Source organism: Orrella sp. 11846, assembly GCF_048820935.1.
Taxonomy (GTDB): domain Bacteria; phylum Pseudomonadota; class Gammaproteobacteria; order Burkholderiales; family Burkholderiaceae_B; genus Algicoccus.
Genome location: NZ_JBMERD010000008.1, coordinates 136799 through 158574, shown reverse-complemented (window position 1 = coordinate 158574; position 21776 = coordinate 136799). Strand labels below are relative to the sequence as shown.

Below are 21776 nucleotides of genomic sequence, written 5' to 3'. Positions count from 1 at the left end.
TATTCACTCCTGGACCAATGGGCGTTGTGCCCGGTAGGTCAGTCACCTCGATGGTGATGCTATTGCCCGCCTGAATATCCTCAAACTTCTGACCAGACTCAGCAGTCGCAACTTCAAAGATGTTATCAACCGAGACCGTCTCACTCCAGTCGCCCACATAAAGGTCATCACTGTCTGTAACCACATGCGCCACAGAACCGCTCGTTGCACCAGCATCCAGCGTAATCACTTCGCCATTGCTCAGCGTGATCGTCAAACCGCCATGATCCACCACAGGCAGACCATCGTCGTTGCGCAACGTCACTGTGTACGTCACTGTCTCGCCTTCTTCTGGCGCAGCATTGTCCACCGTCACATCCACAAACACCGTGTCGGTCGTATCCGCAACCTTTACGACTGACTTGTCACTCGCGTTAAGGTTCTCAAAATTGTGCGCACCCGCATCCGTGACCGTCACCTCATAGGTGTCGGCATCCACAAACACGTCATCGCTTTGCACCTCAAACGGTGCTGTGGTGGCTTCGGTTGCGCCTGCCACAAAGCTCAAGGTTGAACCGTTGCTCAGGGTCACCGTAAAGTCTGTACCCGCAGCATGACTCAATGTCCCCGTAATCGTGCCCGTCTCACCCTCTTTGGCTTCAATGTCGCTCAGCGTCAGTGTCACTTCGATATTTTTCACTTCGACCGTCAGAGTCGATGAGGCCAAATCACCATCACTATCTTTTACTGTGTAAACGAACGTATCCGCAGCGCCAAGGGGGGCATCTTTCACTGTCGATTCATACTGATAGCTACCATCAGCATTTAGAATCAAATTACCGTATTTGCCGGTAATTACACTACCTACTGTGCCTGCTGGACTGTCTGTATGTGTACCCTGGTCATCACCTGCAACAACACCAACGACAGCACCACTTGCTGCCCACTGATCTGCACCTGCAGAATCATTTTTTAGGACACCGTTTTCAGCATCTACGACAACCGACTCAAGGTGATTGACTGTCTGCTCATCACTTTCCGCCACAGGCACCGAATCTTGAACTGTCACATGGATGACAGAATTAGAAGTTGCACCGTGTGGATCCGTGACGGTCACACCCACATTCAAACCCAACAGGTTTTGACCATCACCATCGGCATGATCCACCGGACCCTGCAAAGTCACGCTGTACTGACCATCATTGCCTATCGTAACGGTGATCACATCTTCACCACCTGCCGTGCCAACAAGGGTCTGACCATCCTCAGACAGATCCCACACCACCGGTGCGCCATTAGATGTAATTTCATCATCTGCAGGCTTAAATAAACTTAGTGTCAATTCTTCATTCGTATTGTCTGGATCAACAACCGAGATCGTGCCAGTGAACGTACTCTCGGCGCCTTCGCTCTCCAGATCAGACTCAGTCACAAACGCATAACCTGCAGCGGTCGTAGGCGCACCAGGCGCAACAGAGTCCTCAGGATCCACAGGTGTTTCTGGACCCGGTCTGTCAACCTCTTCAAACACGGGCGCATCATTTACACCGTTAACTGTAATCGTCAATGTGGCTGTCGATGTATCACCATCAGCATCCGTGATGGTGTATTCAAATGTTTCCGTCAGTTTGTCACCGGCGTTCAACGCCTTAACAGTTTCTAGTTCGTTATTAAGCTTGTAGCTCCAGCTACCATCCGGGTTAACTGTCAACTCACCATACTGAGCTGCTGTATCTGCAAATTCGATTATGTATTCGTCAGCACCTGGTTGATCGTTATCCAGCACATTGCCTGTAATAGGATCAGTTGCGCCTTCCTCAATGGTGGCGCTATCATCCTCAGCCAAAGGCTCGGTATCCAGAATCTGAACACCCAATACTCCTTCAGCTGTCTGATCTTGTTGATCAACCACGACAACTGTGACGTCATCGTGGACGCTATCTTTACCTGCTGAGTGGTCTTGTGGACCATCCACGATATATTCGTATGTCACTGAGCCTGTATTTGGATCGAATCCAGTAATTGTCAGCTCACCTTTACCAGTGAGAATTGTGATAGAACCCCCACTTTGGGTTTCCAGCAATTCGGTTTCAGTCACACTCTGCCCATTAACGACCAGCGTTTTAAGGCCACCAGGTGTAGACACAGCGAACGAACCGCCAACAGGTGCAGTTGCATCTTCTCGAATGCTCAGATGACCTGCACTGACACCATTAAAATCAGTGATAACAAGGCTTGGGGGCAACGCATCAACAGCATCTGCACCTGCGCCTTCGTAACCGCCCAAACGAATTTCTTCTGGTCGTGGCAACAGTGGACGCGGATACTCCAATCCCATAGGTATTGTCGTTTCAATAATACTGACCACACGAACAAAACCACTACCACCACCATCCGCACCGCCAGCAGTCGCGTTCACGGCAGCTGTTGGTTCTAGATCTGCAAATGGATCTCTGCCATCTAGCAAAGCGGATAGCACGGAATCCGCCTCTGTGTCTGTTAGCGGAGCCACTGCCTCAGTCGTTGCATCAACATTCGGCTGCAACACTTCCGGGCTGAAACGTACTTCACGGCCACCACCAAACGCTAGCAGCTCACTGCCTTCAGGCTGCAATTGCACTGAAGCACCTTCGGCAGTAACAACCACCGCATTAATCGGCACTTCCATGCCTTCACGCAAGACCGTCAGCGAACCCTGCTCATCACGAATCCATGCCTGACCTTTCACTTGAGTCACAACAGATGCATTAGCCATTTTCTATCTCTCTATAATCGCTCGCGCTTTGTTTAAATATTTAGCATGCGCGCACGTGTAGTAATTTTTAGTTACACAAAGTATAGAAAGATTTGATCTCACTGCCTATTGTCGTCAACGACAATATTGCAAGCATTTGTCGTCTAATGGCCGAATGAGTAAAAATCAGAGATAGTAAAATATTATTTAGCCTTACAAAGTGCATTAAGGCACAAGGTCAATGTAGAGATTTGGGGCTTCTATGACTGTCAGCTAAGGACAGCGCACATTCTAGGTGACATAGGCCAAGCCATCTATTTTTCTGTTCTGCTATTTTGTTTTTCTGACACTAAACTTTATTTTTTGTTTACGTTTTTAATGTCACTAAGCGCCTAGATATACTTTGCGCACTTCATCATTGACCAACAGTTCTTGAGCCGGTCCTTGCATACGAATCACACCAGACTCCATCACATAGCCATAATCTGCCAGACGTAAAGCCAGTTGCGCGTTTTGTTCGACAAGTAAGACAGAAACCCCTGTCTCGGAGATGCGTTTCACGATCTTCCCAATTTCTACGATGAGTTTTGGTGCGAGCCCCAACGTCGGTTCATCCAGAATCAACAGCTTAGGCTCCATCATCAATGCACGACCGATGGCAACCATTTGCTGCTCACCGCCCGACATCGTGGAAACGCGCTGATGCAATCTCTCCCGAACCCGTGGGAATAGCTGCATCACTTTTTCCGCTTGCTCGCGAATCTTTGCATAGTTCGGCAACACAAAACCGCCCATGCGTAAGTTTTCATAGACGGTCATTTCTGGGAATAAACGTCTGCCCTCGGGTGAGATAGCCATTCCCTTGCGGGCCGCCTCATGCGACTTCATTTGCGAAACATCTTCACCATCAAAAAAGATGGTTCCGCGCAAAGCGCGCATCTGTCCCGAGACCACATTTAAAAGCGTCGTTTTGCCTGCTCCGTTCGCACCAAGCACTGTCACGACCTGACCTTGCGGCACATCGATCGATACATTCTCCAGCACTAATCCACTGCCGTAACTGGCATCGAGATCTCTGACCTCAAGCAAATTCATACGTTGCCCCCAGATACGCTTCCACAACCTCAGGATTATTGCGCACGTTGTCTGGCTTATCGAGCGCAATCACCGTGCCTGCACTGAGTACCAGAATGCGATCACAAATCCCCATAATCAGCTTCATGTCGTGTTCAACAATTAAAACTGTAATACCCAATTCCGATCGCAAACGACCAATCAACTCGGCCATTTCAATTTTTTCTGATGGGTTTAAACCTGCTGCAGGCTCATCCATCAGCAAGACCTTGGGTGAAGTTACCAGCGCCATGGCCACATTCAGGACCTTTTGTTTACCGTAAGGCAACGCGCCAGCCTGATGCTCTGCGTCTTCAGTCAAACCGACAAACTCGAGCGCACGGGCAATCTGTGCTTTCTCATCGGAACGGTCACTAAAAAGCGTCTTCACAAAATTAAATGGATGGCGACATTTCGGTAAATACCAGGCTTTAGCCACGTTTTCCCAAACAGTATCTTCTGTGAAGAGAACGGGAGATTGAAATGTGCGCGACAAACCCATCTGCGCAATCGAAGCGACGGATTTTGTAGTGATCTCCACGCCTTCCAGCCACACCCGACCGCTGCTAGGCGGAAAAAGTCCCGCGACCAAATTAAACATCGTGGTTTTACCTGCACCGTTCGGGCCAATAATGCCAAAAATCTCACCCGCATTCGCTTCAAATGTGACGTCATTAACTGCCAACAATCCACCAAAGCGACGTGTCAATCCTTCTGTTTTAATCATGACGACTTACCTACCCGCTTGCGGATTCGTTCTACGACACCCAAGATCCCCGTTGGCGCAAAGAGCAGAATCACCGCCAAAATCACCGCAAATGTCAGCAACTGATATTCTTGCATGTCTCGCAATATCTCAGGCAGTGGTTGCATCACAATCGCCCCAATCAAGGCGCCGATTGGGCTACCAATTCCACCCACCACATTCATCACGATCGCATCCATCGTGATATGGAAACTAAACGGTGCGGGTGACAAGAAGCGAATGTAATGGGCATACAGGCTACCTGCTAGACCTGCAAAAAAACCACTAATCACAAAGATCCAGATACGCCATGACAGAGTGCGCACACCGAGCGACTGACCGAGCTCATCATTGGTGCGCAAGCAAGCGGTTATGCGACCTAATAAGCCTCGGTTAAAGAACAAAGACAAAAACAGCACCACACACAGGGCAATAAACGCCACGATGTAGAAGGTCGACGAACTTTTAATAACCCACGATCCAAACGCCAATCGCTTGATGCCATATAAGCCGCTATTACCACCAGTCAGACTAACCCATTCTTGTAGAGTCATATTCACGATTTGCGAAAACGCAAACGTCAACAACACAAAATAAACACCACGAATCTTTAAGACCAACGGCGCAATCACAAGCGCCATGAGTGCTGCAGCACCTGCTCCAATAAAAATCGTCAGGCTGGTGGGCAACCCTAAACGCAACGACAATAGCGCAGAGGTATAGGCTCCAACTGCCATAAAAGCAACTTGCGCAAAAGACAACTGACCAGTCAGCAGAATCAGATTGATGGAGATCGCCACAATCCCCATCAAGCAAACCATCACAGCGATGTGATAAACATAATCAGCGTCCACTAGAATCGGAATGGCACCGACAACCAAGAGTCCAATTAAAACTGCGAGCGCTCTCATACCGCCTTCCCTAGCAAGCCCTGAGGCTTATAAAGAAGCAACACCACCACAAAGGTAAAGGATAAAATCATGGCGATATTCTGCGAATAGAAGGTGGCAAATCCCGACTCCAACAATCCTAATAGCAAGCCACCAATCGCTGCTCCTGGAATAGAGCCCAGCCCACCAATAATCACCACAATAAAAGCTTTCAACATGGGGATCTCGCCCATATACGGTCCGATGTCATAAATCGGCGCCATCAATGCACCCGCCAAAGCAGCCAATCCAGCACCCAGCGTAAATGCCAGTGCCTGCGTGCGTCGAGTCGGAATCCCCATCATGGCCGCGGTCCGATGATCTTGCGCAACCGCATGAATCGACAGACCCGTCTGGGTTCTTTGCATAAACCAATAAAAAGCAATCAAGATCACAACTGCAATGGCGCCTACAAGCGCACGATCTTTTGCAATCGCCACACCGCCAATCATCCAGGCCCCTTTGAGCAATCTCGGCACAGTCACTTCTTGCGGACCAAACAACAGTAATGCCGCGGACTGCAGCGCAATGCCGATCGCCAATGCCATGATCATGCCCTGCAATTCCATGCCATGTAATGGCCTGAAAAGCAGTTTTTCAAGTAAAAACCCGAACAGCACCACCAATCCGACTGCAATCACGATCGCCACAAAAAACGGCAATTCCAGCAACACCACCATGGTGTAAACAAGAAAAGCACCGACCATGTAGAACTCGCCATGCGCAAAGTTCACCAAACGCATAATGCCAAAGATCAGCGTAAATCCAGTCGCCATCAAGACGTAGGTGGCACCACTGAACAACCCATTCACAAGGATTTGTCCAAATAGCTGCATGGACATAGCGAATCTCCTACAAAACCGCCAAAGGACGGACAGGCGAAGCAGTGGCACCCTGCAGATTCAGTGGCAACATCATCAGTGTGAATGTTGTGGCACCACTGACTGCCAGCGCATCTGTATTCAGATTCTCAATCAAGTAAACCCCGTTATCCACCAAAGTATGAACATGAACGGGCATCACGATTTTCGGATCGACACCTGGCATCACTTCAACCGCCATGGTGTCAGCACCAATCGCCACTACACTCTTCTGGGTCAGATACTGCGCACCTTCGAGCGTCAATCCTGGGCAACGCGTTGCATAATCAGAGCGTCGGTCGCCATAAAACCGACCCCACCCCGTATGCAAGATCACCACATCGCCTTTTTTGATTTCAATCTGATTCGCTTGCACCACCTGATCCAAATCTTTGTCACTAATTGGTCGTCCACCTTCGAGGTAGTCTCCACCATCAAGCTTTGACACATCCAGTAAAACTGCACGTCCAATCATGGAAGGAATTTTGGCGGCATCGAGATCTCTCAATCCGAGATCACCCACGGTTTCATCAACACTTAAGCCACCATGCATGTACTCACCGCAGGAGAAATGACCCAGTGCATCGACATGCGTGCCCACGTGATAAGTTGTCGTGGCTAGCTCCACATTCACGCCCGGATCATTGGTGACGCCGTGTCTGCGCAAGATCGAACGCGTGCGATCCGATGTGGTCCATAAAGTCATCTGGTAAGCAGGTTGCGAACCCGGCATATGCGGAGAACGCGCACTCACCGGCTGACTCAGATCAAAAACGGTCGCATCGTCCGGAATCAACGATGTGTTGAGATGCACAGACATAGTCAAACTCACTTGCGTTTCGATTTCAGTGACTGCACGTAATCGGCACCCACTTGCTTACATTCGGCATCATCACGCACAAAGAAACCGTGGAACATATCGGTTGGTGCAGGCGGCAGTAAGTCTTGGTTCGCACGCTCCAATGTCGCAACGGTCGCCATCAGCAATGCTTCCGGACGTTTACCCAACGCATCGGTGATCTCTTTAACACGAGCTGGTAATGCCTCTTGAGACAAGACTTCCGTCACTAAACGACCCGCATCCGCATGCTGTACAGGCAAGACGGTGCAATTCAAAATCATGTCCGCAGTGCGCACAGGGCCCAATTCACGTGTCAGCAAAGACGCTCCGCCCAACAAGAATGGAATCCCAAAATTCACTTCAGGCAAACTGAACTTGGTGTTGTCAGCGGCGTAACGCATGTGACATTGCAATGCCAGAGCCATTCCGGCACCAATCACGTGACCGTGTAACTGAGCCACACGAACAACGGGTGCGCGACCAATCAGCTCTAAAACCGAACTCAACCGTTGCGCATCCACCATACGTTCCCGAGGCGAATTCATCGAGCGCTGTGTGGTGACATCGTATCCTGCACAAAAAGCACGCCCTGCGCCTTTAAAAACCATGACTTTAATGCCAGGGTGCCAACCCAGTGTGGTGACAACGTCACGAAGCTCAGCCGCCATCTCAAAACTAATGGCGTTCAATTGCTCTGGACGATTCAGGGTCACCGTCGCGACACTGCCTTGAACCGACACTTCTAAGGCGGTCAGTCTGTCAAACTGGGGAATGGTTGTGCTTGTACTCATAAATCCTCGCTGCTTTGATTAAATTCAAGACAAAATGCTATCCAGACCAACGATCTGGCGTATTGATTGATCAGAGACGGCTCATGAGCAGTTTCTGTCGTCTGATTATTATTGATTCTCGGTCTTGCCTTGAATCACCGGCACCCCGTCTTTCACCACGGCGATATAGTTCACAGTATTAATCTGCTGTGGGACACCGATGCTTTTTTCACCACCTAGGATCAGATCATCACCCTGTAATGCTTTCACAGGGAAGGTTTCAGGCATGGCTTTCAGAACCTTATCCACATCGTTTGCACCGCCCGCTTTCTGAATAGCATGCAGCAACACGTTTGGACCGTCGTAGTAAGGCACGATAATCATATTGGGCTGGTGATTATTTCTTTCTTTGTAGACAGCTTCCAGCTCTTTCCAGCCTTCGTTTTCTGGATCACCAAACATCATGGTGATCAAACCTTCGGCGTCTTCACCAGCCGTCTTAATTACATGGTCAGGGCCAGAACCACCTGACATAAAGATCAGACCTTTAAAACCCATTTCGCGCGCTTGGCGAACAAACAAAGCAGCCGATCCTGGCGGGGTCACACCCAGCTCAATCAGATCAGGCTTATCACGCAACATTTTGGTGATAATGGCCTGAAAATCGTTGGTGGAACGTTCAAATAAAGTAGTATTCACCACCTCAAAGCCATTGTCAGCAAAAGCTTTCTCGTCCACCTTCATCACACCCCAACCGGTTTCATCGTTGGGGTTCATAATGGCCACTTTTTTCACATCATCGCCTACATGACCACGCAACCAGCTGATCATGGATGGGATGTAATCGGCTGGTGGTGAATAAATGCGCCACAGATAGGGATTGTCTTTATCCATCGGTTCCTGGGCATAGGCACCCGACAAAATCATGACTTTTTCTTCTTCAGCCATATCTCGCACGGCCACGGTACCGGCAGACGACAAGACCACAATGTATTTCACACCGTCAGACTTCACCAGTCGATTAAATGCGGCAACCGCTTCTGCAGCCTGATATTTATCGTCATACGCAAAAATCTCAACAGGATGCTTCTGGCCGTTAATTTCGATGCCACCATTGGCATTATGTTTTTCTGCGAGAATCTTCGCACCCTCTGCTGCGGCAATCCCCCAAGCCGAAGCAGCGCCTGTCATTGGTGCAATCACACCAATCTTGATCGATTCCTGAGCCATTGCAAGCCCAGCCGAGAGCATCAGAACAGATGCCAATACTGGTTTAACTAAAAATTTCATAATCACCCCCCTCCAGAGCAAACGAAATATATTGTTTTAAAGACCGGTAGATAACCGGTTAATCGCATCTGATCGCAAAACCTCTTTGCGAACTTTAGATCCGTTGGTGCCGTGCGCCATTGGAAACTCCTGCACTATCCACACATTGCGTGGCACTTTGTAACTGGCCAAGCCGGCACGCAAGATTGCTTGTATTGACGCCCCTGTTAAGTCTGAATCGGGCTCAAGCATCACGAATGCAGCAGCGTGGTTCTCACCCTGATGTCGTACTACTACAAAGTGCGCCTCGCGCACCCCCTCGATCGCATTCATGACATCTTCCACTTCTTCGGCATTCACCAGATATCCTGCTAATCGGTAGGCGTCACCCATGCGACCTTCATAGATTAGGGCGCCATCTGGCGTGATTTGAGCCATATCGCCCGTTTTAAAGTAACCGTCTTCAGTGATCGCCTCTTGAGTGGCTTCTGGATTGTTGTAGTACCCCACAAAGTTTGCTGGCGTACGCACTTCTAGTGCACCTGAGTGATTCGGTGGCAAGAGTTCGCCTGTTTCAAGATCCCGTACTCGCATTTCAAACTCAGCACCCGCAATGGGGTAGCCACCTGGTGTCAAACGTACCTCGACATCCGGATCGTCATAAAAAGACGCCACATACCCGAGAATTTCACTCGATCCATACAAACTCCCCAATGGAAAGCCGAGCTTCAGCAGCTTGGGGCCGACCACACGCAAACTGGCATTAAAACTGGCAATGCCATAAAAATGCGCAAAACTCAGATCGCTGCCTTCAGGAATGTTTTCTGCGATTCGTATGTACAACTCTTCAGAGCCATACAAATGTGTAATCCGATGCTTTAACAAAAGCCGAGCCGCTTCTTGGCCTTCAAACGTTTCCATCAGAACCGTCTGACCACCTGCCATCAGATTTGTAAAAACACCCATCAAGCAAAAGACGCCGCACAAAGGCAGAGCCGCTAACAACCGAGTGTCATGGTCATATTTTTGTGAGGCAATGACTTTGCCCGCGTTGTAATGAAATGTGTGTGCACAATGCGCGACAAGTTTGGGGGCTTTAGTGGTGCCAGACGTGACAAAGAGGATCGATGGCGTTTGTGCATCATGCGCATCCGCTTCACCCAAAGCTGCCTGAGCCGACGTGGGTTCAAACCGACTGACGGTTATCTCTGGGAAATTCGGTAAGCTGGTATTGTCTGAAAAAATACTGATGTGCTTCAAAGAGGGCGTTTGTTCAAAGTCGACATCGGCCAAAATACTCAGAAAATCAATTTTCAGGAAGCTGGCTTCCATAATGAGCATTGTCGCACCCGACTGCCTCAGAACGTGCTGTACATCACCCGACTTATAACGGGTATTCACAGCTGCCAAGGTTCCACCCACTCTAGAAATCGCAAACAACAAGGCCAGCCAATCAACACGGTTGACCATCCACACGGCCACCACATCACTAGGCTTTACACCCTGCGCCCGTAACCAGCCGGCTGTTTCTAGGACGCGCTGATGAAACTCACCAAACGTTGTCGTACCGCCAGGGGCCTGAAAAGCAATCTCATCTCCACGATCAGACAGTTGATGCCGATAGAGATCGGCCAGAACAATAGTCATAACTTTGCTGCCAAAATGCTCATCTAGTTCAAGTTGATCATGCAAAAAACGGTCTTTTTATGCATTCAACTTTGTTTCTTATCGTCTCACTGTGAACTTCGGCGCGCCCATCGACAATTCGGGTTTTTACGCATTGGATTATTTGTGCGGACTTATTAAATGAATTTGCTCATCCCCATTCAATGTTCATGTAAGGCCGTCATAATTCGAGATTTCAATAAGGTTTTCATCGGGATCTCGGATATAGACTGAACGAATCGATCCTTGTGCGCCCGTTCGCACCACTGGTCCAAGCTCGATTTCTACACCAGCCTGCTCAAGCATCTTAATAACGGTTTCAATCGGTGTCTGCGCAATCAAACACAGATCTGCTGAGCCCGGTGTCGGCCGCTCCGCTTTGGGTTCAAATTCTTGTCCAACCTGGTGTAAATTGAATTTTTGATGCCCAAATTCCAAAGCCCGACGACCTTCGCCAAAAATCACCTCTTTGAAACCAAGAAGATCCCGATAAAAGGCGCACGTTCGCTCAATATCAGCAACAGTTAAAACCAAATGATCAATCCGATCTATCTGAATCATGAGTCTTTTTTCCTTCTAATAACAATCTAGTTTCGGGATTGTTGGTAAAAAACAGACAGTGGCGCAAATAATCAGGCCAATCGAACATCCAAACCGATCGCCTGTTTCATTCACTAACCGTCAATAAAAAGAGCGTATCACCACACATTCGGGCAATACGCTCCTTTTAAACAACCACTAGTCAAAGCACATCATGTCATATGAGACGTATGCGCTAAACAGGTTACTTACCAGCTCTCAAGAATTGGATCCATGCCAGCTGCTTTCAATGCATCTGCACGAGTTTTCATCCAATCTTTCGCAAAAGCTTCGTCACTATCGTGTGAACGACTATTCACATCTTTCCAAGCTGCTTCCAGAATTTCCTGACGCTTCACAACCGCATCCTGATTCTTCTGCAGGTCTTCATTCCACATGCCTTTTGCTTTGTAAACATTAATGGCGCCTTCATGCAGGGGCACAACCCATTCCAGACGCTGCTTATCCAATGCCCAACCATCGGCACCCGGTGCAGAATCCTTATACAAATCGAATGTATCGATCATGGCATTGGTGACTTTGGTCACCAAGGTGTTGTCGCGATCGGCATACGTCATCAAAATAGGATAAGGATAGGCAGATGAGTTCACAGGATCAGCATCACTCAAACCCGCTCCTTCTGTGGCGAGCAATGGGTAAAAGAATGGTCCAACGGTCAACGTGCGGGCCCAGCCTTCTTTATCATTGGGATCCATCACTGGATAAGTAATACCACGGTTCGATTTTTCCAATGCATACGCTTTACCAGCAATGGAAGAACCAAACACAGCGTCAGCCTGGTTGTTTACAATGCCATCCCATGCCGCACCGTATCCACCAAACTCGACTTTTTCCACATCATCCCAAGTCAATCCAGCAAATGCCAGTGTGGCCGTCATATTTTGGTTCAATGCGGGTGAACCAATAATCCAAGCCATGCGCTTGCCTTTCAGATCGGCCGGTGTCTTCACGCCAATATCACCTGCCGTCATCGCTGTGAGTGCGGCTTTACCAGCATTCAACATCAGGTTACGCACAGGCTGTGGACCCCACTGCTTGGCACCGAATTCGTACATACCTTCTTGTGCAAAGAACACGCCCCCCACGCCGTTCACAGAAAAGCTCACCTTGCCTTCACGCAAAGGCAGATTACGGGACACGTCATTTTTACCTGGCAGAACACGAATATTCACACCATATTTTTGCTTAAATGCATTACCGATCGCCACGGCTTGGTTGTAGCCTGCCGATCCAACGTCATAGGCACTCCATGCCAGAGTTGTGGGCAGTTCCAATGAGTTCTGCTGAGCCAGTGCCAGCGGTGAAAACATCAAACCAACTAACGACAATCCAGCCCATTTAAACGTTTGTTTCATCTTGTCTCCAGAAAAATTCAACTTGGCCCGTACGTGACGGTTTGGACCGTCTTTATTTCGAAACGGTCCAACTATTCTTTATATCAGGCAATCTCAGTAAAACCCATAACAAACCGACAAAACAAGGGTATATCCCCAATGATCAGCGTCTCTGGCCGACATCAGCCGTATCTGTACTGGACGAACTTGTCACTTAAACATCTTTGTGAACTGGTCATCATCGTCCGTCTTTTCTTCTTCTGACTTTGCATCATCTGAACCAAAGCCTCCAAATCCAGACCCATAACCACCAGTTCCATAACCGCCTGACCCATAAGACTCAGTCTGCCCAAAGTCCAGACTAATCTCATCCACATTCACCACCGGCCGATCCGCTTTATAGTGTGTGACCATACCTGGGAACATCAACACAAGAATCACCATCGCAATCTGAATCACAATAAATGGCACCGATCCCCAATAGATATCGCCAGTCGACACTTTGGGAATCATCTTGCGAGTGATCTTATCCAGATAGTCTTTCTTCGGCGCCACAGATCGCAAATAGAACAGTGCGAAACCAAATGGCGGATGCATAAAGGATGTTTGCATATTGACTGCGAGCAAAATGCCCAGCCAAATCATGTCAATGCCCAACTTCTCAGCCACAGGCGCAATCAACGGCACCACGATAAAAGCAAGCTCAAAGAAGTCCAAGAAAAAGGCTAGGCCAAAGGTCAACAAGCTGACCACAATCAAAAAGCCCATTTCGCCACCGGGCAAGCCAATCAGTAAACTTTCTACCCAGAGATCTCCATTGACGCCACGGAATGTCAAACTGAAAACCGATGATCCGATCAAAATAAACACCACAAAACAAGTCAATGTTGTGGTGGTATCCATCGCTTGGCGTAACAATTTAAAGTTCAACCTTTTTTTACTGATCGCCATGATGAGAGCACCTACAGCTCCCATGGCACCACCTTCCGTTGGTGTGGCAACCCCGATAAAAATCGTCCCCAACACCAGAAAGATCAAGGCAAGCGGTGGGATCATGACAAACGTGACACGTTCTGCCAACTGAGACAACCAGCCTAAGCGCAGAATTTTGTTGACGACAGCGATGATAAAAGCTGAGAACCCCCAAATCAGAATACTGGTCACAATGGTTTCATCGACGTGACCATCCCCATCTGGGAAAATCATCTGCACACCGGCAATCGAGATAATGGCCGCAATCACCATCAAAACCAACAATGAACGAGTGCCATGACTGCCATTCGGTTCAATAAATGCTCGGTGCTCAGGCGGAATCGCTGGTGCCGATTTAGGCCGCATCCACGCCATCACCATGACATAGAGAATGTATAACCCTGTGAGTGCGAAACCAGGTAAAAACGCCCCTTTATACATATCCCCGATTGAGCGCCCCAGCTGATCCGCCAGCACAATCAAAACCAACGAAGGCGGAATAATCTGGGACAAGGTGCCCGCAGCCGCAATCACCCCTGTTGCCAGTCGACGGTCATACCCATAGCGCAACATAATCGGTAACGAAATCAACCCCATCGAAATCACCGACGCAGACACCACACCTGTGGTTGCCGCCAACATGGCACCGACTAAAACGACCGCAATCGCCAGCCCACCGCGTAATGGCCCAAACAACTGACCGATAGTTTCAAGCAAATCCTCCGCCATCCCTGAGCGCTCAAGAATCAAGCCCATGAATGTAAAAAACGGGATTGCTAAAAGGGCATCATTGGACATCACGCCAAACACCCGCTGAGGCAAGGCCTGAAACAGTGCGGGTGACAATAAATCCAGATAGATTCCGACTAACCCAAACAAAATACCGTTCGCTGCCAGTGCAAAGGCCACTGGGAACCCGACCAGCAACAAAAGCACGAGGGTGATAAACATCACCGGAGCCATGTTGGCAATCAAAAACGCTTCCATGCTCAATGCTCCTTCAGAACGCCGGCTTCACGCGCTTGGGCTTCACGCGCGATTTCTTCGGCCAGTTCTTCTTCGGCGCTCTTACCTTGCGTCACATCACGCGGATCCGGAGCAATCCCCATCAACGCACCCACACACTTAATTAAATGTGACAAACCAGCCAGTAACAGCAATGCGAAACCAACCGGAATCATCAGTTTGGCAGGCCAGCGAATTAGTCCACCCGCATTACCCGATTGCTCCATACGCACAAAAGCATCCATAAAGAATGGCCAACCCAGCCACATAATCAGGGCGCAAGCTGGAAACAGAAAAAACACCACCCCAAAAATTTCTAACCAAAGCTGAGTGCGGCGAGAAAACCGGGATGCAAGCACATCAACACGGACATGTTCATTTTTAAGCAAGGTATAGCCCGCGGCGAGCATAAAAATGGCTCCAAACAGGTACCACTGAAGCTCAAGCCACGCATTGGAGCTGACATTAAAAATCTTACGCACTGTGGCATTGGTGGCACTGACGAGCACTGCGACCAAAATCAGCCAGGTCACAGCTTGACCAACACGTCGCGTCAACGCATCAATCAGTCTTGCCAAAGCAAGCAGCATTTGCATGTTGCGAATCACTCTATAGAAGCAGCCCCTGCGATTCGTCACTCAGCAGACGAACCGCAGAATAGGGGCGGGAAACTGGCCTGATCAGGCCAGACAGACAAACGACAATTACTTGACGACCGATGCCATGAACTGATCAAAACTGCCTTCTGCGATACGGAACCAGGGCACTTCCATCGCGAGGAACTTCATGTAGTTCTCATAGATTTCTTTGAATTCAGGATCTTTAGCGGAAAGCTCTGCGTAAGTCTCTTCAGCCGCTTTGTAGCAAGCATCCATCACTGGCTTAGAGAACATCCGCAGCTTGGCACCTTCACCAATAAGGCGTTTAAGTGCATTCGGATTTTCTGCATCAAACGTGGCCAGCATGGTTTCAGTGGCTGTTGCAGACGCTTGCGCAATAATGTCTTTGTAGTTTTGTGGCAAGCCTTCGTATTTATCTTTGTTCACATACAGTGAGACCTGCAATGAACCTTCCCACCAGCCGGGGAAGTAGTAATAAGGCGCAACGCGATGGAAACCCAGCTTCTCATCATCATAAGGCCCAATCCACTCGGCTGCATCAATCGTGCCTTTTTCGAGGGAAGGATAAATATCACCACCCGCAATTTGCTGAGGCACCACACCTAGCTTCATTAAGACAGCGCCAGCAAAGGCGGATGCACGGAATTTCAGACCTTTCAGATCCTCAACCGTTTTAACTTCTTTACGGAACCAGCCACCCATCTGGGCACCTGTGTTTCCACATGGGAAGTTCACAATATTGTATTTGGAATAGAGCTTGCGCATGAGCGTCATGCCGTCGCCTGCACGCATCCAAGCATTTATCTGCCGCGCGTTCATACCAAATGGCACCGCACCATCAAAGCACAGCGCTGGGTTTTTACCGTAGTAGTAATACGAAGCTGTGTGTCCACACTCAACGGTTCCGTTTTCAACACCATCAAGCACACCTAGTGCAGGCACCAGCTCACCGGCTGGATAGACACGAATCTTAAATTTGCCGCCTGTGGCTTCTGAAATATATTTAGCAACGTTTTCACCACCGTTGTAGATCGCCGTTGCACTGCGCGGGAAACTGGACGCCAAGTTCCATTGAATCGTAGGATTTTCCTGAGCAATCGCCGGTGCTGCAAAAGCTGCACCCCCAGCTGCCGCACCCAGAGCGGCTTTTTTGATAAAAGATCGACGTTGCATATGAGCCCCTTAAGAAATGAACGAACCTGTCGCAAAGCGAAAGAAAACAAATACAAACTTCAAGTCCTTTGCATCATGCGCTACTTTTCTTAGGGTTCACAATCAGTAAAAACGCTTAGTCCAATACGCTTTAGAGTCACAAAAACTCTAAAATCATCCAGCGAAGACCAGCATTCACAAAGGCTTTAACCTTTTCAACATTCCACCATCCACACGTTCTATAACCTCCAGACACGATCAATTTTTGTGTGTTTTCTTGAGCAAAATATGCGTAACCAACAAAAAAACCGGACTAGGCAAATCACACCCAATCCGGCCTAAGTGCTCACAACATCGAGCTTTAATTTATGCGTCTGTGGCAGCTTCCAGTGCGGCGGCCAACTGATACAGTTTGCCTTCCGTATACGGCAATCCCATCATCTGAATTCCGACCGGCAAAGCACCGACACGACCACCTGGTACAGAAATCGCTGGGAAACCCGTCAAGTTCGCAGGCACAGTCATACGCACAATGACACGCGCTTGATGCATAACACCCTGGACATCAATCTGGCGCTGATCAATGTCAAACGGCAGCACACACAAAGTCGGTGTGATCACCGCATCGAGTGATGCCATCACCTTTGCATGGGCTTCAATGATTTGATTCTTTGCCGCCAGCATTCGCACGTACTGACTGGCGTAAACACCTGCCCCTGACAGTATTCGAGTCAAGACTTCAGGATCAAAGTTTTCTGGCTGATTGACAACATGTTCACCCAGGACGGCATACGCATCGGACGCAAGAATCATCTGATTCGCAGCCATCAACTCATCCATCAAGGGCAGTTGAATCGGAACAATTTCAACACCCTGATCTTGCAAGACTTTGACATTTCTATCAAAAATCTTCTGAACCTCGGGCTCCATGATGTCAAAAAAATAATTTTCTGGCACCCCCACCTTCAAACCAGTTACCGCTTGCCCAATCAACGCACCAAAATCTTCTTCAGGTCGGCGCAAGGAATAGGGATCTTTTGGATCATGGGCTGCAAGCACATTCAGAAAAGTGGCGTTATCCGCGACCGTTTTTGTCATGGGCCCAATATGATCTTGCGTCCAACTCAAAGGGAAGACACCATATTTACTGACCGTCCCAAAAGTCGGCTTCATCCCCACAATGCCGCAACAAGAGGCAGGAATACGGATTGAACCACCGGTATCGGTTCCAATCGTTGCAAACGCCATATCAGCTGCAACAGCTGCGCCAGAACCAGAGCTCGAGCCACCTGTAATTTTGGACAAATCATGGGGGTTTCTGGCTGGATCTTCCAACGATCGGTCACCCATGGCACCGAACGCAAATTGGTGCATATTGAGCTTACCAATCAGGATTGCACCTGCCTGATCCAATCGATCCACCACCGTGGCATTACGCCCTGCCACATGATCTTTATAAATCGGAGACGCCATGGTGGTGGGTCCCTCAATCGTATCAATCATGTCTTTAATCGCAACGGGCACACCATGCAGTGGACCGCGCGATTGATTTTGTGCAATCTCTTGATCGGCTTGCTGCGCTTGGCGCAAAGCTGCTTCACGGAACAGGTGCACATACGCATTGATCTGTGAATCTTTTTCATCAATGCGCTGGAAAATCGCCTCGGTTGCCGCTTGCGAGGTGATCTCTCTGCTATGAATAGCTTTTGAGAGTTGCGTCAAGCTCAATGCACAAATGTTTTCGGGTGTATTACTCATCGCTCGCAACCTTCTGATTGACTGAAAAAACAGGTGCGGTCAACGCAATCCCGATCATTTGTTTGATCTTCTCGTCAGCTGCCTCATTTGCTGCAAATTGTGCTTTAAGTGCCTGCGTATCGGCCAACGCCAGGGCCCGTGCGAGCTTTTGTGCCCGATCATCGTTAAAGACGGTTTGATCCTGCATTTGTCTCCCCTTGATTTAATTTAATCAATACCCAGATAAGCTCTACGAACTTCTGGATTGTTTTCGAGGTCTTTTGGCAGACCTTCAATGGTGATACGCCCGTTTTCAATGATGTAGGCACGCTCCACATGTTTAAACGCTTCCTGAACGTGCTGCTCCACCACGACGACCGTCAGACCCTCATCTTTAATACTCTCGATTGCGTTAAAGATGACTGGCAACATGATGGGGGCCAACCCAGTCGATGGTTCATCCAAAAGCAACAACTTGGGTTTAAGCATCAAAGCACGCCCAAGTGCCACCATCTGCTGTTCACCACCACTCAATGAGCCCGCACTTTGCTTGTAACGCTCTTCAAGCTTTGGAAACAAACTGAGCACCCACTCCAATGTTTGTGCACGTTGTTGTGGTGTCGAAAGATTACCCCCCAGAACTAAGTTCTCGCCCACCGACATATTGGGAAACAGGCTACGACCTTCAGGAACGTGCGCAATGCCCATCTGCGTGATCTTATAAGGCTCCACACCGACGATGTTTTCGCCTTGAAAGCGAATTTCTCCAGATGTGGGCACATTCAGACCAGAAATCGTGCGCAAAAGGCTGGTTTTTCCTGCACCATTGGCACCCAAGATGGCCAGTGCTTCACGGTCTTTGACATGCATACTCAGATTCCAGAGAACCTGAACATTGCCATAACTTACATTTACATCTTTGATTTCAAGCATGACTTTTACTCGCTCTGACCCAGGTACGCTGTCAAGACTTTGGGATCTTTCAGCACGTCTTCTGGCAACCCATCCGCAATCTTTGCCCCCAGATCCAGCACTACAATCCGGTCAGACAACTCTTTAACGAAGTGCATAATATGCTCCACTAGAATGACTGTGATGCCCTTTTGTTGCACTGCGCGGATCAACTCAATGTAATCAACGATTTCTGTCGGGTTCAGACCTGACGCGATCTCATCGAGTAACACCATCTTGGGTTCTGAAATCAGGATTCTGCCCAGCTCCAGTTTTTTCTGGTTCGGAAACGTCAGATTCTTCGCCAGATCATTCAGGGTCGATGACAAGCCCAGAAACTCAAGCATTTCATAAACCTGCCCATCACCCTTACGATGAAAGGGAATCTGCATGTTTTCGTAAACCGTCATTTCATTAAACGGCTTCACAATCTGGTGAGTTCGTTGCAAACCTCGTTTAGCAATCCAGTTCGCCTGCTTACCCGTGATGTCTTCACCGTTGAAATGAACACGTCCACTGTCAGGGCGGATCCGGCCTGAGATCATGTTAAACAAGGTCGTTTTTCCGGCACCGTTAGGTCCGATCAGTCCGATCACCTCACCTTGCGCCACGTTGAAACTGACCTCATTGACTGCGCGCAATCCCCGGAATGACTTTGATAAACCTTCGACTTTTAACATCAGTTACCTCTCTTGAAGCCGGAAGAAAGCCTCTGGAAGAAGCCCACAATGCCGCTCGGCCAGAACACAATCATCAACATCATGATGGCGCCATAGACCAACAGGCTCAAAGAAGGCACCGTAATTCTGAAGAACTCGGACACCAAAGTCAGCACAATCGCACCGACAATCGGACCAAAAAATGTGCCTAAACCGCCAATGATTGACATCATGATCATGTCAAAACTCCAGCGAATGGAGAACACAGATTCCGGATCAATAAAGCCAATGTACTTGGCGTAATAAGCGCCTAGAACGCCACAGAAAAACGCACTGATTGCAAGGCTTGCCATCTTGTATTGCTGAACGGGAACACCCAGATCTTGCGCCGCATCCTGATCTTGACTCAAAGCACGCAAACGCAAACCAAAGCGTGAATGAATAATGACCCAAGACAACAGCAAGATCAGCGCAGCAATTCCAGCAATCAAGTAATAAGGGAACAAATCATTACTCATGAAAGAGTCCATGATGATGTAGCCCGAGTTACCGTGCGTGATGCCTTCCATGTTGACGGCTATAAGCTTAGCGGATTCCAGAAATGCAATCGTAATAATTGCAAAATAAGTCCCGCTCGTTCTGAAAGTCGGATAGGCAATTAGTGACAGGACAACCGCCCCAAATCCGCCGAGCAAAAATGCCACCGGATAGGGAATCTGATGATCGGATGCCACGGCAAGCACATACGCACCCATCCCAAAAAATGCAGCATGACCAAAAGACAATTGCCCCGCCAATCCACCCACCAGGTTCCAGCTTGCTGCTAAACCAATCAGGATGCACAAGTTAATCACAATCTTGACTAGGTAGGTGTTACCCACATACGGCACAGCAATGACAACCAACGCCAAGATGGCCAGCACAATGAATGGCAGTGTTTTGTTATTTGAGTGGGAACTATTCATAACGACTTTCCAAATAAACCGGTTGGTTTGAAAATCAAGACCACAACCAACATAATGAATCCAACCAGATCGATTAAGTTTGCCGTCAGGTAAATACCTGTCAGGCTCTCAACGACACCCAGCAAGAATCCACCAAAAATGGCCCCCACAATACTGCCCATGCCTCCCAACACCAGCACAATAAACGCCTTGAGCAAGAAGTGAAATCCAACAAACGGCGAAATCGCTTGAGTCAGGATCAACATGGCGCCCGCAACCCCCGCAAGCGCGGTTCCTAAGCCAAATGCAAACTGGTCAACTCGGTTGACGTTGATACCCACCAATTCTGCACCCTGGCGACTTTCAGACACGGCAACCATAAACTGACCCATCCGTCCTTTCTTCAAGAACAAGGCCAACGCAATCACCAATGCAATAGCGAACACGATGTTGATCAGTTTGATGGTCGAAATGGCGATTCCACCCAGAGAAATGCTTGCCACGGAAATTTGTGTCGGCACACCTTTCAAGTCAGATGTGAACACAAACGTCAACAAGCTTTGGATAAAAATCGATAGACCAAAAGTCAGCACCAACTGGGTCGTAAAGCTTCGGTTCATCACCGGTTTCACGATGGTTTTCTGAAGGAAAACACCAAAGAAAAACAGGATGGGTACGACCAAAAATAACGAAATAAATGGGCTAATTCCCAGAAAAAAGAAAAGTAAGAAAGACGAGTAGGCCCCTAAGGTCACCATCTCACCGTGCGCAAAATTCTTGAAGTTCATGACACCAAGAATTAAAGTCAGTCCTAGACTGACTGTGACATAAATGGCACCCATCGAGATGCCAGTAATGATGCCCTGCAAGAACGTAATCATTACAGATGTTCCCAAT

At 48.7% G+C, this 21776-nt stretch carries 20 protein-coding genes; all 20 read right to left on the bottom strand.

The window, feature by feature from the left end; all coding sequences use genetic code 11:
* On the bottom strand, positions 1 to 2734 hold a 2734-nt coding region (locus tag ACOI06_RS08835), incomplete at its 3' end, for a retention module-containing protein (protein WP_420662174.1).
* 363 nt (positions 2735 to 3097) lie between these two features.
* A complete protein-coding gene (locus ACOI06_RS08830; RefSeq protein WP_420662173.1) occupies positions 3098 to 3808 on the bottom strand; it encodes an ABC transporter ATP-binding protein in 711 nt (236 codons plus the stop codon).
* Positions 3795 to 4553 carry an ABC transporter ATP-binding protein gene (locus tag ACOI06_RS08825; protein ID WP_420662172.1) on the bottom strand — a complete coding sequence of 253 codons (759 nt, stop codon included), beginning with the start codon at positions 4551 to 4553 and terminating at the stop codon, positions 3795 to 3797. Before ACOI06_RS08825 ends, ACOI06_RS08830 begins: the two co-directional genes overlap by 14 nt.
* On the bottom strand, positions 4550 to 5482 hold the full coding sequence (locus tag ACOI06_RS08820) for a branched-chain amino acid ABC transporter permease (RefSeq protein WP_420662171.1): 933 nt from the start codon (positions 5480 to 5482) through the stop codon (positions 4550 to 4552). The genes ACOI06_RS08825 and ACOI06_RS08820 overlap by 4 nt, the downstream gene beginning before the upstream one ends.
* Positions 5479 to 6342, bottom strand: coding sequence for a branched-chain amino acid ABC transporter permease (locus ACOI06_RS08815; RefSeq protein WP_420662170.1), 864 nt, complete (start codon positions 6340 to 6342; stop codon positions 5479 to 5481). Before ACOI06_RS08815 ends, ACOI06_RS08820 begins: the two co-directional genes overlap by 4 nt.
* Positions 6343 to 6352: 10 nt before the next feature.
* Positions 6353 to 7180, bottom strand: a complete 828-nt coding sequence (locus ACOI06_RS08810) for a cyclase family protein (RefSeq protein WP_420662169.1) — start codon at positions 7178 to 7180, stop codon at positions 6353 to 6355.
* An 8-nt stretch (positions 7181 to 7188) separates the two neighbouring features.
* Positions 7189 to 7992 carry an enoyl-CoA hydratase/isomerase family protein gene (locus ACOI06_RS08805; protein ID WP_420662168.1) on the bottom strand — a complete coding sequence of 268 codons (804 nt, stop codon included), beginning with the start codon at positions 7990 to 7992 and terminating at the stop codon, positions 7189 to 7191.
* Positions 7993 to 8100: 108 nt separating this feature from the next.
* Positions 8101 to 9261 carry an ABC transporter substrate-binding protein gene (locus ACOI06_RS08800; RefSeq protein WP_420662167.1) on the bottom strand — a complete coding sequence of 387 codons (1161 nt, stop codon included), beginning with the start codon at positions 9259 to 9261 and terminating at the stop codon, positions 8101 to 8103.
* Positions 9262 to 9297: 36 nt separating this feature from the next.
* Positions 9298 to 10887, bottom strand: a complete 1590-nt coding sequence (locus ACOI06_RS08795) for an AMP-binding protein (RefSeq protein WP_420662166.1) — start codon at positions 10885 to 10887, stop codon at positions 9298 to 9300.
* 186 nt (positions 10888 to 11073) lie between these two features.
* A complete protein-coding gene (locus ACOI06_RS08790) occupies positions 11074 to 11466 on the bottom strand; it encodes a VOC family protein (RefSeq protein ID WP_420662165.1) in 393 nt (130 codons plus the stop codon).
* A gap of 227 nt (positions 11467 to 11693) precedes the next feature.
* Positions 11694 to 12860 (bottom strand): TAXI family TRAP transporter solute-binding subunit, encoded by a 1167-nt coding sequence (locus tag ACOI06_RS08785; protein ID WP_420662164.1) that lies wholly within the window; start codon positions 12858 to 12860, stop codon positions 11694 to 11696.
* Positions 12861 to 13049: 189 nt separating this feature from the next.
* Positions 13050 to 14798, bottom strand: a complete 1749-nt coding sequence (locus tag ACOI06_RS08780) for a TRAP transporter large permease (RefSeq protein WP_420662163.1) — start codon at positions 14796 to 14798, stop codon at positions 13050 to 13052.
* A gap of 2 nt (positions 14799 to 14800) precedes the next feature.
* Complete coding sequence (locus ACOI06_RS08775; protein WP_420662162.1) at positions 14801 to 15412, bottom strand: TRAP transporter small permease subunit; 612 nt, start codon at positions 15410 to 15412, stop codon at positions 14801 to 14803.
* A 108-nt stretch (positions 15413 to 15520) separates the two neighbouring features.
* Entirely contained in the window at positions 15521 to 16609 is a 1089-nt protein-coding gene (locus tag ACOI06_RS08770) for a TRAP transporter substrate-binding protein (RefSeq protein ID WP_420662161.1), read from the bottom strand.
* 345 nt (positions 16610 to 16954) lie between these two features.
* A complete protein-coding gene (locus ACOI06_RS08765) occupies positions 16955 to 18346 on the bottom strand; it encodes an amidase (RefSeq protein WP_420662158.1) in 1392 nt (463 codons plus the stop codon).
* Entirely contained in the window at positions 18339 to 18533 is a 195-nt protein-coding gene (locus ACOI06_RS08760) for a hypothetical protein (protein ID WP_420662157.1), read from the bottom strand. The genes ACOI06_RS08765 and ACOI06_RS08760 overlap by 8 nt, the downstream gene beginning before the upstream one ends.
* A 20-nt stretch (positions 18534 to 18553) precedes the next feature.
* Positions 18554 to 19258, bottom strand: a complete 705-nt coding sequence (locus ACOI06_RS08755) for an ABC transporter ATP-binding protein (protein WP_420662156.1) — start codon at positions 19256 to 19258, stop codon at positions 18554 to 18556.
* A 5-nt stretch (positions 19259 to 19263) separates the two neighbouring features.
* Positions 19264 to 19956: an ABC transporter ATP-binding protein gene (locus tag ACOI06_RS08750; protein ID WP_420662155.1), complete on the bottom strand. Its 693-nt coding sequence runs from the start codon at positions 19954 to 19956 to the stop codon at positions 19264 to 19266.
* Positions 19956 to 20900 carry a branched-chain amino acid ABC transporter permease gene (locus ACOI06_RS08745; RefSeq protein ID WP_420662154.1) on the bottom strand — a complete coding sequence of 315 codons (945 nt, stop codon included), beginning with the start codon at positions 20898 to 20900 and terminating at the stop codon, positions 19956 to 19958. Before ACOI06_RS08745 ends, ACOI06_RS08750 begins: the two co-directional genes overlap by 1 nt.
* A complete protein-coding gene (locus ACOI06_RS08740; RefSeq protein WP_420662153.1) occupies positions 20897 to 21775 on the bottom strand; it encodes a branched-chain amino acid ABC transporter permease in 879 nt (292 codons plus the stop codon). Before ACOI06_RS08740 ends, ACOI06_RS08745 begins: the two co-directional genes overlap by 4 nt.
* Between the last annotated feature and the right edge of the window lies 1 nt (position 21776).